Raw genomic sequence first — 12,584 nt, 5'->3', positions numbered from 1 at the left:
AACACCTTCTTTCCCCCAACAGCCCCCTCTTGGAGCGCCCTTTCCCTCCCCTCTTTGGGAAGGCGGGGGGGGGGGGGGGGGGTTTTTCTCCCCCCCCCCCCCCCCCCCCCCCCCCCACCAAACTACGACCCGACGACGCTCTTGGTGTCCTGTCCGAGCGGATGTGCGGGGCCGGTGCCGAAGTATGTCCCGTCGAACGACGCGGGTAAACCTGCGGCGAGGTAGCTGCCCACGCCCGGCTGATCAATGGTCGTGAACATCGGGTTCTCGGCGAGTGCGCCGGAATCGACGACCTCGGAGAAGCTTCGATAACGTTGCGCCAGGACGGATGTCGCGGCCAGCGCTCGCTCCACTTCGTCAGTGGTGTGACGTGTGAACCACGCGGCGAACAGGGGTGTGAGGACCGCTCGGTGGGTGTACCGGTCGGATTCGGTGCGGAAGTCCGCGCCGAGTGCCTTCTCGATCTCGGCGACGGCGTCGTCGGTCTCGGTCAGCACAACGAGATCCCGGAAGTGCCGGTTGGTGAGGGCGACAATCATCATCCGCCCACCGTCTGAGGTGACGAAATCGGTTCCATAGGTGCCGTAGACGTCATTTCCGGTCGCAGGTCGGGTGGTCCCGGTGACCTGTGGCTCAGTGAGATAGCCGAGCGTGCTGGCGATCGACAGCGCTGTGTCTTCCAGCGGTAGCCGTATGTAGGCGCCGGCGCCGGTCCGTTCGCGTCGGCGTACCGCCGCTGTGATTGCCAGGGCCGCATAGAGTCCGCACACCACGTCCCAGGCCGGCAGTACGTGGTTTACGACCGCGCTGTTGGCGTCGGAGTCGACCGCATCTGCGGACTGGGCGCTCCCAACGTCATCAGCACCGTCGGTGGTCGGTCCGGTGATCAACGGGAAGCCGAGTCCGGCGTTGACGGTGTAATCCACACCGGGTGAACCGTCACTGCCGCCGAGCAACTCGAGGACAATCACGTCCGGCCGGAGCTCGGCGAGAGTGGTGTGGCTCATCCAATCGCGCCCGCCGGAGTTCGTGACAAGGATGCCTCCACCAGGGCCACCACCGATCACCAGGTCCTGCACCAGCTTCTGGCCTTCGGGACTGCGCATGTCGGCCGTCACGGACTTCTTGCCCTTGTTCAGGCCGGTCCAATAGATCGAGGTTCCCTCGTCGGAGACCGGCCATCGGTTCACGTCGGCGGCTCCACCGATCGGGTCGACGCGGATGACCTCGGCGCCGAGCTGTGCCAGCGTGAGGCCACAGAGGGGCGAGGCGACGAAGCTCGACACCTCGACAATGCGCAGACCGTCGAGGGGTCGGGAGGATGTGGTCACGAAAACTCCTTGTGCACGTGGGATTGTCAGGCCATCAGGGCTCGGTACCGCCAGTCGAGCACATGTCGCGTGGAGCCATCGGCCTCGTGTGCCACGACCAGCGACCGCAAGCGCAGCACACCGCCGCCCTTGGGTCGTGGCAACGCCTCGTCGACGGTGAGTTCACTGGTGAGGGTGTCGCCCTCGTGGACGGGGCCAGTGTGATCGCAGGAATCCCAGTCGAGCACCGTGACGAGATTCGGCAATGCTCGCGCGGTCTGCGCCAGCGCAAGCCCAATGGTGTGGCCGCCGTACACGAGACGCTGACCCGTGCCACGTGCATCGTGATGGGTGGCGGCGATGTTGAGGGTGAGTCGTGCTAGTTCCGGCGCCGACGACACGACATCGGCGCTTGAAGCGAAGACGGTTCCGGCAAGAGTTTCCGTGAAGTGTTGTCCACCAACTGAATTGCGGAAGTACTCGAGATCCCAATCCGGGATGGTGGGCTCCCCGCCCATCGAGTCGGCGCCGATGGTCGAGAGGTCATCGGCGTGGACTTTCCGACCCGGGTCCGGAGTGGGGGACAGGGGCAGCATTGCGCAGCGGTAGAAGTCGAGGACGGTGCGGCCGTGCTGATCGGTGGTGATCATGTGGAGTGCGGCGAGACCCGTCGGCGTTCTACCCGGTTTTGCCGAGTTCTCCCGAAGGCCGACGACCTCGGTCGCGGTGGTCAGCGTGTCGCCGACGGCAGGGTAGTGGAGGAAACGCAGGCCACGGTAGAACAGGTTGGCCTTGACGTGGTGCGTTGCCACCGTCGACTGCCCGATCGCCAAATCGCATACCAGTCCGGGGTGAGCAACCGTCCTTGCGTTCGTAACCCTCTGGGACAGTTCGGTATCCAAGGCGAGTCGGAGTCGGTCGCCGAGGATTGCCTGGTGACTGGCGGCGAGTCCGGAGGTGATCGTGATCGACGGTGCGTCGTCGAACCGGTAACCGATGTGCAACTCGTCGAAATAGGGGCCGCCGACGGCGATTCGCTGATCACTCATTGGACGCCACCTCGAGCCAGTGTGCGGCGTGCCGACACGGCCAGCGCCTCGTCGAGCATGCGTCCGTCCAGGTTGGCGGCGCCCGCACCTTGTGCCGCAGCGTCTTCCAGCGCCGCGAGCACGGAGCGCGCGTCCGCAAGGGCGGCGGCGTCGGGCGTGAAGATCTCCAGCGCGCCGGCGATCTGTGCGGGGTGGATGACCCAGGTTCCATCGAAACCGAGATCGCGGACCCACTCCTTCGCGGCGCGGAAGCCGTCGTCGTCGGCGATGGTGAGGTGGGGCCCGTCGATGACAGCTATCCCTGCAGCGCGGGCCGCGATGAGCACGGTTTCCTGGACGACGTGCCACGACTGAAGGGGCAGTCGGCCGGTGCGGCCGAGTCCGGTACCGAGATCGGCGTATCCGATGATCGCCGCGTCGAGCCGCGGGGTGGCAGCACAGATGGCGCCGGCGTCGCGGATACCGATCGGGGTTTCGAGCAGGATCTGCAGCGACGCCGACGTCGCTCCCAACGCGTCGTCGACAGCACGCAGTTGGTCGGCCGACTCGGCCTTGGGGAGGACGACCGACGACAGATGCTCCATCTGAGCGCATGCGGCGACGTCGTCGGCAGACCACGGTGTGTCGGTCCCGTTGATCCGTAGCGAGATGGCGCGGTCGGCACCGAACTCGGCGACCAACCGTCCGGCGGACTCGCGTGCCGAATCCTTGTTGTCGGGGGTGACGGCGTCCTCGAGATCGAGGATCACCTCGTCGGCGGTGGAGGCGAGTGCCTTGTGCGCCTTCCGTTCGTCGGAGGCCGGTGCCACCAGCACCGCTCGTCTGTTCTTCACGCCTACTCCTGAGGTTCCTGACAAATGTGCGGCCAAATAGGCACTCCAATGGTTCTATCAGACCGTGGCCTGAGCGGAAAGTGTTGACTTTGTGGCGGCGGGGAGTGAATATGGCCGTACAAATTCGTGATCGTTGTGTCGATTCAGATCGGGTGGCCCATGAGTGCTCTCAATGCCGAAGAACAGTTCCTTGTCGAGACTGTGCGCGCTTTCATTGATCGGGATGTGAAGCCGACGGTGCAGCAGGTGGAGCATGACAATGAGTACCCCGAGAAGTGGATCGATCAGATGATGCAGATCGGGATCTATGGGCTGGCGGTGCCTGACGAGTATGGCGGTTCGCCGGTGTCGATGCCGTGTTATGCCCAGGTCACCCAGGAGTTGGCGCGCGGTTGGATGAGTCTGGCTGGTGCGATGGGTGGGCATACGGTGGTGGCGAAACTGCTGACCCTGTTCGGGACCGAGGAGCAGAAGCAGACTTATCTGCCGCGGATGGCGACCGGTGAGGTGCGGGCGACGATGGCGTTGACCGAACCCGGTGGCGGCTCGGATCTGCAGAACATGGGTACCGTGGCCAAGGCCGATGGTGACGATCTGGTGATCTCGGGGTCGAAGACGTGGATTTCCAATGCGCGCCGGTCGGCGCTGGTCGCGTTGTTGTGTAAGACCGATCCGAAGGCGCAGCCGCGGCATCGCGGGATGTCGATCGTGTTGGTCGAGCATGGTCCGGGTTTGACGGTGTCGCGGGATCTGCCGAAACTCGGCTACAAGGGTGTGGAGACGTGTGAGTTGTCTTTCGACGGCTACCGGATCGCGTCGTCGGCGATTCTGGGTGGCACCCCGGGCAAGGGGTTTGGTCAGATGATGAAGGGGTTGGAGACCGGTCGTATTCAGGTGGCGTGCCGGGCGTTGGGTGTGGGCACCGCGGCGTTGGAGGATTCGCTGCGCTATGCCCAGGAGCGTGAATCGTTTGGTCAGCCGATCTGGAAGCATCAGTCGATCGGCAACTATTTGGCGGATATGGCCACCAAACTCACCGCCGCCCGCCAGCTGACCTGGCATGCCGCCGAAAAGTACGATCTCGGTGAACGCTGTGACATGGAGGCCGGTATGGCGAAACTGTTCGCCTCCGAGGTGGCGATGGAGATCGCACTCAACGCGGTACGTATCCACGGCGGCTACGGTTACTCCACCGAATTCGACGTCGAACGCTACTTCCGCGACGCACCGTTGATGATCGTGGGTGAGGGCACCAACGAGATCCAGCGCAATGTGATTGCCGCCCAACTCGTCTCCCGGGGCGGAATTTGATCGCCCGCGACGGAACCGCGATGACCACCGGACACCACACACGATGACCGCCGCAGATCACACCGAACCCGCCTACCGGACTTTGGCGGGGGAACTGCGTTCGCGCATCGCGCGCGGCGACTACGCCGAGGGTGTTCGCCTGCCGACGGAGGCAGAGCTGTCCGACGAGTTCGGCCTCAGTCGGCAGACCGTGCGCCGGGCCTTCCTGGAACTGGTCACCGAGGGCTCGGTGTACCGGGTGCCCGGACGCGGCACGTTCGCGACGGAGAAGGCGGGTCAGTACCTGCGTCAGCTGGGGTCCATCGAGGACCTGATGAATCTGTCCACCGACACGACGATGCGGGTTCTCCAATCACCGAGGCGCAGAATCGATCTGGAGGCGGCCGGTCGGCTCAGACTCAACACCGATGCCGTCTATCGCATCGTCTTCCAGCGACTCAACGACGGCGTGCCCTTCGTCGTCACGGCGGTGTCGTGGCCCGAGGAGATCGCGCGGCTCGTTGCCGACGCCCCGGAGGTTGCCGAGGGGGCGACCGGTGACCAGACGATGATCGGGCTTCTCGAGCCGCACCTGGAACATCCGATCGATCAGTGCACGCAGTCGATCACGGCCACGCAGGCGGACACGGAGACGGCCGCCGGCCTCGGCTGCGCGGTGGGGCATACGGTTCTCCGCGTCGATCGTCTCTATATCGACACAGCGGGGCGCGTCGTGGAACTTGCCGTCAGTCATTTCCTGCCGGAGGAGTACACGTACCGCGTGACGCTGCGACGCACGAGCTGATTGAGACAGCCAGTCAAGAGTGAGACAACCAGTTAAAGTCGTCTCATGCATGTTGTCGTCGTGGGTGGGGGACTGGCCGGGCTGGCGTCGGCCGTCTGGCTCACCGAGGCCGGGCACCGGGTCACGCTCCTGGAGCGGCGCGGATCGCTGGGCGGGCGCACGATGTCGATGCCTCAGACGGCGGTCGACGACGTTCCGGACAACGGTCAGCACGTGTTCGCCAGTGGGTACGAGCACTTGATGCGCTACCTCGACAGCGTCGGCACCCGCAGGCACGTCCGGTTCCCCGGCCACATGACGATCCGCATGCCCGGGGGTGCAACACGACGCTCGGCGTTCTCGGGTGTGCCGGGACTGCGTACCGCGATCGGCGATCTGCCCGGCGTCACCGGGCTTGATCGGCTGCGCACCATGAAGGCCCAGGCGACGCTACTCCGGCATGCGCTTCGTCAGCCCGCGTGGCTCGACGACGTCACTGCCGACGAATGGTTCCGCCGCATCGGACTTCCGCAATCAGCGCGCGCGGCGCTGTGGGACGGTGTGGTGATCGGGCTGACCGGCGACAAACCGGAGATCTCCTCGGCCAAGGTGCCCGCCGATCTACTCGTCACCGGCATGCGTCGGGCGCTGGCAACGCGGACACCGGTGTCGATCGGATATCCCACCGTCGACCTCGACACCCTGTTCATCGCCGGCGCGGAGAAGGTGTTCGCCGATGCGGGGGTTGAGATCCGGCATCGGGCGGTCGTCTCGTCGGTCGATGTCGCCGACGGCGCGGTCACCGGGGTGACGTTGGCCGACGGGGAGCATGTTGCCGCGGATGCGGTGATCTGCGCGGTGCCGGTGTGGAACATCAAGGGCCTGCTCGATCAGGTGCCGGGACACGAGGCGACCTATGACGCGGCCGATCGGCTCACCCCGGTGCCGATCGTGAGCGTGAACCTTATCTCGATCGCTCCATCGGGATGACGGACTGGGGTGAGATCCTCTACGGCGGCGAGGGCGTGCTCGAGCAGGTGTGGGATCGGCAGCGGATGCACGGACTGATCGCGGTCGCCTGCAATGCTGGGATGGCTCGGCAACCAGGTCGGGCGGAGAAACGGAGTGGGTGCCGGCATGAGTCGTCTGGAGGGCAAGGTCGCCTTCATCACCGGGGTCGCACGTGGGCAGGGTCGCGCCCACGCGGTTCGCCTCGCGAGCGAGGGCGCGCAGATCGTCGGTGTCGACCTGGCCGGGCCGCTACCCGGCGACGTGCCCTACGACTCGGCCACCCCGGAGGATCTCGACGAGACGCGGGCACTCGTCGAGGAAGTCGGCGGACAAGCACATCTGGTGCGGTGCGATGTCGTGATCTCGACGGACTCAAGGCCGTGGCGGCCGACGGCGTGGCGAGGTTCGGTCGGCTCGACACGGTGGTCGCGAACGCCGGAATCTGCATTCCGGAGACGTGGGATGAGGTGACGCCCATCAGTTTTGGCGACACCATCGACATCAACGTCACCGGCGTCTGGAACACCGTGATGGCCACCGCTCCGCATGTCATCGAGGCGGGCGGCGGCTCGATCATCATCACCAGCTCGTTGGCCGGTGTGAAACTGCAGCCGTTCATGGTCCACTACACGACCAGCAAGCACGCGCTGGTCGGGATGACCCGGTCCTTCGCCGCAGAACTCGGCGCCCACGACATCCGGGTCAACAGCATCCACCCCGGTGCCGTCATCACGCCGATGGGAAGCGGCGACATGGTGGCGCGCATCGCGGAGACGAACGAGACCAATCCGCGGCTCGCGGGGATGGCATGCCCTTCCTGAACCAGTACGCGGCCGAGCCGGAGGAGATCGCGAACGTCGTCGCGTTCCTCGCGTCCGACGAATCGAAGTTCATTACTGCCGAACAGATCTCGATCGACGGCGGTACCCGCGTATTCTGACGACGTGTCCGCGCCCAGGTTTCCCGACGGTTTTCTGTGGGGCGGTGCGACCGCGGCCAACCAGATCGAGGGTGCCTACGACGACGGGGGCAAAGGGCTCTCGATCCAGGATGTGCTGCCGCAGGGCATCACCGCGCCACCCACCGCCGAGCCGACGCCGGACAATCTGAAACTCACCGCGATCGACTTTTATCACCGCTACGCCGAGGACATCGCGCTGTTCGCGGAGCTCGGATTCACGGTGTTCCGGTTCTCCATCGCGTGGAGTCGCATCTTCCCGCGCGGCGACGAGGAACAGCCCAATGAGGAAGGGCTGGCGTTCTACGACAGGGTGCTCGACGAGTTGGAGCGCCACGGCATCGAGCCGCTCGTGACGATCAGCCACTACGAGACACCACTGCACCTCGCGCGACACTACGACGGCTGGGTCAACAGGGAACTGATCGGCTTCTATGAGCGCTACTGCCGGGTGCTCTTCGAGCGGTACGGCCACCGGGTCCGGCGCTGGCTGACCTTCAACGAGATCAATTCCGTTCTGCACGAACCATTCCTGTCGGGCGGGATCGCCACTCCGAAGGAACAGCTGAGTCTCACCGACCTGCACCAGGCGATCCATCACGAACTCGTCGCGTCGGCGCGAGTGACCCGCATGGCACACGAGATGATGCCCGGCGCACAGATCGGGTGCATGATCCTCGCGGTGCCGGTCTATCCACTGACACCGTCGCCCGACGATGTGGTGGCGGCGATGCACACCGAGCATGCGAACCTCGTCTTCGGCGACGTCCACTGCCGCGGACAGTACCCCGGATATCACCTGCGCTACCTCGCCGAGCACGACGTCGACCTGCAGATCACCGACGCCGACCGCGACGATCTCACCCACACGGTCGACTTCGTCTCCTTCAGCTACTACGCGAGCATCTGTGAGACGGCAACGCCGGACGACGCGGCAGACGATCGGGGACTGTTCGGCGGTGTCCCGAATCCGACTCTGCGGGAATCGGAATGGGGTTGGCAGATCGATCCGCAGGGGTTGCGGATCATTCTCAACGAGTACTGGGATCGATGGGGAAAGCCGCTGTTCATCGTCGAGAACGGGATCGGTGCGCGCGAGGAACTCGTCGAGGTCGACGGCGTTCCTACGGTGCTCGACGATCATCGGATCGCGTATCACCGCGCACATCTGCTCGAGGTGGGTGAGGCGCTGCGGGACGGGGTGGATGTCCTCGGCTACACCTCGTGGGGTTGTATCGATCTGGTGAGCGCCACCACCGCACAGATGAGCAAACGCTACGGCTTCATCTACGTCGACCGCCACGACGACGGCACCGGAACCCTGCAGCGGCACCGCAAGAAGTCGTTCGGCTGGTACCACTCGGTGATCGCGAGCAACGGTGCGGTACTCGATGAGACCACATTCGACGCGCCGGACTGATCGAGCAACCACCCGACGCCGCGCCCGCACGTCGCCGCAACACCCATCCGCACCCGAAAGGATCTGCGCCACATGAACTCTCACCGCCCGGACACCAGGAAGATGGCCAAGCCGCTCGACATCGCGACCGACGGTGGCGTCCAGACGTGGACGATGAATCTGCCCGAGGTCGGCAATGCGATCACCGGACCCGAGGTGATCGAGGCGTTCGAGGACGCGATCGACGCGGTGAACGCCGACACGACAATCGGCGCGGTGATCCTGACCGGAGCCGGCCACATCTTCTCCTCGGGCGGCAACGTCAAGGACATGGCGGAGAAGAAGGGTCTGTTCGCCGACGAGGGTGCGCCCCAGCGGCAGGGCTACAGCGATGGCATCCAACGGATTCCGCGGGCGATGCGTCGTCTCGAGGTCCCGATCATCGCCGCCGTGAACGGTGCCGCGGTGGGTGCGGGATGCGACCTGACCCTGATGTGTGACATCCGGATCGCGGCCGAGTCGGCGTTCTTCGCCGAGAGCTTCGTGCAACTCGGTCTCATCCCGGGCGACGGCGGCGCCTGGTTCCTGCAGCGGATAGTCGGATACCAGCGGGCCGCGCAGATGACGTTCACCGGGGATCGTGTGCACGCGCCGACCGCTCTGGAGTGGGGGCTGGTGTCGCAGGTGGTCGCCGACGACGCGCTGCTCGACGAGGCACGGTCGCTGGCCGACCGGATCGCCCGCAATCCCGGTCACAGCCTCCGGATGGCGAAACGTCTGCTCGCGGAATCGCAGACCTCGACGCTCGATCAGGCGCTGCATCTCGCCGCGGCGATGCAACCGCTGGCGCATCTCACCGACGAACACCGGGAGCGCGTCGCGCGGTGGGCCAAGCGCTGAGCCGGACGCCGCGCCCCGGCATGCTGCCCGGGCTGGTCTATGCGGCGCTTACCACCGCGGTCGTCAGTTCGCTGGGCATGCTGCTGGTGCCGAGCATCGCCGTGGAATACGGGGTCTCGGTGAGCACCGCGCAGTGGATGCTGACCGTCAATCTTCTGGTGGGGGCCATCTCGACACCGGTGATGGGTCGGCTGAGCGACGGCCCACACACGAAGCGGTTGCTGATGATCTCACTGGGGGTGATCCTCGTCGGCTCGGTGCTGGCGGCCGCGGCGCCGAACTTCGCGCTGTTCCTCCTCGGGCGGGCACTGCAGGGCCTGTCGTACGGGATCGTGCCGGTGACCATCGCCCTGGCGCGACGCCATCTCCCGACCGCGAAGGTGCAGCCGGGGATCTCGGCGCTGTCGGTGACCGTGGCGACGGGGTTGGGGGTCGGGTATCCGCTGACGGGCGTGCTCGCGTCGGGATTCGGATTCCGCACGGCCTTCGCCGCGTCGGCCGTCTTCCTGGTGACGGCGATGATCACGGTGGCGGTGGTGATCCCGACCGGACCCGACGAGGATGCGCCGCGCCATCCGTTCGACGTCCCCGGTGCGTTGCTGCTCGGTGCCGGCCTGACGTCGTTGTTGATCGGGGTGAGCGAGGGGCCGGACTGGGGATGGGTGTCGCCGCCGACGCTCGTGGCCTTCGGGCTGGCGACGCTGCTGCTCATCACGTGGGGGCGGGTGGAACTGCGAGCGCGCCATCCGATGATCAACCTACGCACCTTCCGGCATCGAGAGGTGCTGCTGGCCAACGGCACCGCGATCGGGCTCGGGGCCGCGCTCTACATCGGCCTGTCGATCAGCAGCCTCATCGCGCAGGCGCCCACATCGACCGGGTACGGGATCGCGCTCCCACTGCTGTGGGCCGGGTTCGTGATGTTCCCGCTGTCGGTGGGGAGCTTCGGTGCGAACCGCGTGGTGCGTGTGGTGGCGCAGCGCATCTCCCTGCCCACGCTGCTACCGCTCGGTGCGGGTGTCATGACCGCCGCCGCGTTCCTGATGCTGTTCGCCCACGACGCGCTGTGGGAGATCCTGATCGGGATGTTCCTGTTCGGCGTGGGCCTCGGGACGTCATACGCGGCGATGCCCGCATTGATCGCGCGCAGCGTCATGGCCGAGGAACTCGGCAGCGCCGTGAGCTTCAATCAGGTGCTGCGGACAGTCGGCGGCGCATGCGGCAGCGCCCTGTCCGGGGCGGTGCTCGCGGCGCATCCGGGAGTCGGGCTGTTGCCGTCGGACACCGGGATTCAGGTCGCGCTCGCGGTGAGCGCGGGCGGGTGCGTCGTCGTGTTCGGCGCGCTGATGATCAATCACCTGCGGCGCGCAGAACCCCGCGGAGAACCCCGAGCCGCTCAGTCCTGACGCGCCAGCGCGGCCCCGCCGGTCGACGCTGCTGCGGCGGCCTGCTTACGGACCGGGATGAGCAGCGTGATCGCGGCGCCGACGAAGGCGGCGAGCGCGCCGATCATGAAGCACCAGCGGAATGCCGTGTGATCGGGGAAGGCGATGCCACCGAGCTCGATGGTCGAGCTGGTCAGCACCAGCGCCATCACCGCCGACGCGACGGTCGTACCGACCGAACGCATCAGGCCGTTGAGCCCGACGGCCGCACCGGCTTCGGTGATCGGGACCGCACCCATGATCAGGGTCGGCATCGCGGCGTAGCCGATGCCCACACCCGAGGAGCCGATGATCGCGGCGATCATCAACTGCCACGGCGAATTCATCAGGAACAGTGCGACGAGGTACCCGACACCGAGGACGGTGGCACCGATCGCGAGCGTCGGCTTGGGGCCGATCTTGTTGATCAGGATGCCGGAGACGGGAGCGAAGATCATCATCATCAGACCGCCGGGGGCCATCCACAGTCCGGCGTGCAGGATGCTCTGTCCCAGACCGTAACCCGTGGACAGGGGCATCTCGAGAAGCATCGGGATGACGACCGACTGGGCCATCATGCCGAAGCCGATGGCGATGGCGGCGAGGTTGGTGAACAGCACGGCGGGACGCGCCGTGGTGCGCAGATCGACCAGCGGATCGGTGTGGCGGATCTCGTAGACACCCCAGATGCCCAACACCGCGGCACCACCGATGAGCAGGCCGAGCGTCGACCCCGACGACCAGCCCCAGTCGTTGCCCTTGGTGATGGCGATGAGCATCGCGACCAGGCCGATGGCCAGGCCGAGAGCACCGACGACATCGAGGCGACCGCCGGCCGCGTCGTCGACGTGCGGGATGACCAGCAGCACCAACGCCAGCACGACGACGGCGAGTCCGGCGGCGACCCAGAACAGCACATGCCAGTTCGACGCCTCGACGATCCACGCGGAGAACGGCAGGCCGATCGCGCCGCCGACACCGAGGGTCGCGCTCATCGCGGCCACCGCCATCGAGGTCACCTTCGGTGGCGTGACCTCACGCATGAGGCTGATCCCCACCGGAATGAAGCCCATCGCGAAGCCCTGCACCGCGCGACCCACGATCAACGGCACGAGAGATCCGCTCAATGCGCAGATCAGCGAGCCGACGACGAGCAGAGCCGCGCTGACCGCCAGCACACGCTGCTTGCCGAACATGTCACCGAGGCGACCGGCGATCGGCATGGTGACCGCGGCGGCGAGCAGCGTCGCGGTGATGACCCACGACGCGTTGGAGATCGACGTGTTGAGCAGATGCGGCAGTTCGGGCTGGATCGGGATGATCAGCGTCTGCATCAGCGATGCGACGAGGCCACCGAAGCAGAGGACGATGACCGTCCCGATGGCCGACGCCCCGCTGGTCTCGGCGTGCGGGATCTCGTCGACCGCGGCGGGCGCGGGTGCGTCAACGGACTGGTGCGTGTTCTCCGTCATGGAACCTCCTTTAGACATGTGCACGATACATATGTAGCGTGCACATGGCGAATGGTGGTCCGACGATGGGTAGATTGTCCGATTGGGGCCACTCCGTGATGCCAAGGGCTGTGATGCCAAGGGCTGTGATGCCAATGGCTGTGATGCCAAACGG

Annotated in this window: 12 protein-coding genes; 8 read left to right on the top strand and 4 right to left on the bottom strand. The window is 66.0% G+C overall.

Annotated features, from left to right (window positions below):
- Nucleotides 1-122: 122 nt before the first annotated feature.
- From ACZ4TW_RS22665 to ACZ4TW_RS22655, 3 genes are read right to left on the bottom strand one after another with little or no spacing between them, the layout of a single operon-like run.
- The gene (locus ACZ4TW_RS22665; protein ID WP_465546631.1) at nt 123-1,331 is read right to left on the bottom strand and encodes a CoA transferase; all 1,209 of its coding nucleotides are present in this window, start codon (nt 1,329-1,331) and stop codon (nt 123-125) included.
- Between the two features lie 26 nt (nt 1,332-1,357).
- Nucleotides 1,358-2,359, bottom strand: a complete 1,002-nt coding sequence (locus ACZ4TW_RS22660; RefSeq protein ID WP_465546629.1) for a MaoC family dehydratase — start codon at nt 2,357-2,359, stop codon at nt 1,358-1,360.
- The gene (locus ACZ4TW_RS22655; RefSeq protein ID WP_465546627.1) at nt 2,356-3,192 is read right to left on the bottom strand and encodes an HpcH/HpaI aldolase/citrate lyase family protein; all 837 of its coding nucleotides are present in this window, start codon (nt 3,190-3,192) and stop codon (nt 2,356-2,358) included. The genes ACZ4TW_RS22660 and ACZ4TW_RS22655 overlap by 4 nt, the downstream gene beginning before the upstream one ends.
- A gap of 159 nt (nt 3,193-3,351) precedes the next feature.
- Here ACZ4TW_RS22655 and ACZ4TW_RS22650 point away from each other — a divergent pair, with 159 nt between their 5' ends.
- The 8 genes from ACZ4TW_RS22650 (at nt 3,352) to ACZ4TW_RS22615 (ending at nt 10,940) form a co-directional block, all read left to right on the top strand.
- On the top strand, nt 3,352-4,503 hold the full coding sequence (locus tag ACZ4TW_RS22650; protein WP_465546624.1) for an acyl-CoA dehydrogenase family protein: 1,152 nt from the start codon (nt 3,352-3,354) through the stop codon (nt 4,501-4,503).
- A gap of 43 nt (nt 4,504-4,546) precedes the next feature.
- Complete coding sequence (locus ACZ4TW_RS22645) at nt 4,547-5,287, top strand: GntR family transcriptional regulator (protein ID WP_465546622.1); 741 nt, start codon at nt 4,547-4,549, stop codon at nt 5,285-5,287.
- A gap of 45 nt (nt 5,288-5,332) precedes the next feature.
- Nucleotides 5,333-6,256 carry an FAD-dependent oxidoreductase gene (locus ACZ4TW_RS22640; RefSeq protein WP_465546620.1) on the top strand — a complete coding sequence of 308 codons (924 nt, stop codon included), beginning with the start codon at nt 5,333-5,335 and terminating at the stop codon, nt 6,254-6,256.
- Entirely contained in the window at nt 6,253-7,098 is an 846-nt protein-coding gene (locus ACZ4TW_RS22635) for an SDR family NAD(P)-dependent oxidoreductase (protein WP_465546618.1), read from the top strand. Before ACZ4TW_RS22640 ends, ACZ4TW_RS22635 begins: the two co-directional genes overlap by 4 nt.
- Nucleotides 7,086-7,217, top strand: a complete 132-nt coding sequence (locus ACZ4TW_RS22630) for an SDR family oxidoreductase (RefSeq protein ID WP_465546616.1) — start codon at nt 7,086-7,088, stop codon at nt 7,215-7,217. The genes ACZ4TW_RS22635 and ACZ4TW_RS22630 overlap by 13 nt, the downstream gene beginning before the upstream one ends.
- 4 nt (nt 7,218-7,221) lie before the next feature.
- The gene (locus ACZ4TW_RS22625) at nt 7,222-8,655 is read left to right on the top strand and encodes a glycoside hydrolase family 1 protein (RefSeq protein ID WP_465546614.1); all 1,434 of its coding nucleotides are present in this window, start codon (nt 7,222-7,224) and stop codon (nt 8,653-8,655) included.
- 72 nt (nt 8,656-8,727) lie between these two features.
- Nucleotides 8,728-9,534, top strand: coding sequence for a crotonase/enoyl-CoA hydratase family protein (locus ACZ4TW_RS22620; protein WP_465546613.1), 807 nt, complete (start codon nt 8,728-8,730; stop codon nt 9,532-9,534).
- Nucleotides 9,519-10,940 carry an MFS transporter gene (locus ACZ4TW_RS22615; protein WP_465546612.1) on the top strand — a complete coding sequence of 474 codons (1,422 nt, stop codon included), beginning with the start codon at nt 9,519-9,521 and terminating at the stop codon, nt 10,938-10,940. The genes ACZ4TW_RS22620 and ACZ4TW_RS22615 overlap by 16 nt, the downstream gene beginning before the upstream one ends.
- Here the strand turns inward: ACZ4TW_RS22615 and ACZ4TW_RS22610 are convergent.
- Nucleotides 10,931-12,430: an MFS transporter gene (locus ACZ4TW_RS22610; protein WP_465546611.1), complete on the bottom strand. Its 1,500-nt coding sequence runs from the start codon at nt 12,428-12,430 to the stop codon at nt 10,931-10,933. The two genes, ACZ4TW_RS22615 and ACZ4TW_RS22610, sit on opposite strands and share 10 nt — an antisense overlap.
- Between the last annotated feature and the right edge of the window lie 154 nt (nt 12,431-12,584).

It is taken from the genome of Agromyces sp. NPDC029043, assembly GCF_055564615.1.
This window is presented reverse-complemented; position numbering and strand designations above follow the sequence as displayed.

Excerpts from the sequence above, each read along its gene's own strand:
- ACZ4TW_RS22660 (WP_465546629.1), bottom strand. The coding sequence starts at position 2,359 with ATGAGTGATCAGCGAATCGCCGTCGGCGGCCCCTATTTCGACGAGTTG.
- ACZ4TW_RS22650 (WP_465546624.1), top strand. The coding sequence starts at position 3,352 with ATGAGTGCTCTCAATGCCGAAGAACAGTTCCTTGTCGAGACTGTGCGC.
- ACZ4TW_RS22645 (WP_465546622.1), top strand. The coding sequence starts at position 4,547 with ATGACCGCCGCAGATCACACCGAACCCGCCTACCGGACTTTGGCGGGG.
- ACZ4TW_RS22640 (WP_465546620.1), top strand. The coding sequence starts at position 5,333 with ATGCATGTTGTCGTCGTGGGTGGGGGACTGGCCGGGCTGGCGTCGGCC.
- ACZ4TW_RS22635 (WP_465546618.1), top strand. The coding sequence starts at position 6,253 with ATGACGGACTGGGGTGAGATCCTCTACGGCGGCGAGGGCGTGCTCGAG.
- ACZ4TW_RS22630 (WP_465546616.1), top strand. The coding sequence starts at position 7,086 with ATGCCCTTCCTGAACCAGTACGCGGCCGAGCCGGAGGAGATCGCGAAC.
- ACZ4TW_RS22620 (WP_465546613.1), top strand. The coding sequence starts at position 8,728 with ATGAACTCTCACCGCCCGGACACCAGGAAGATGGCCAAGCCGCTCGAC.
- ACZ4TW_RS22610 (WP_465546611.1), bottom strand. The coding sequence starts at position 12,430 with ATGACGGAGAACACGCACCAGTCCGTTGACGCACCCGCGCCCGCCGCG.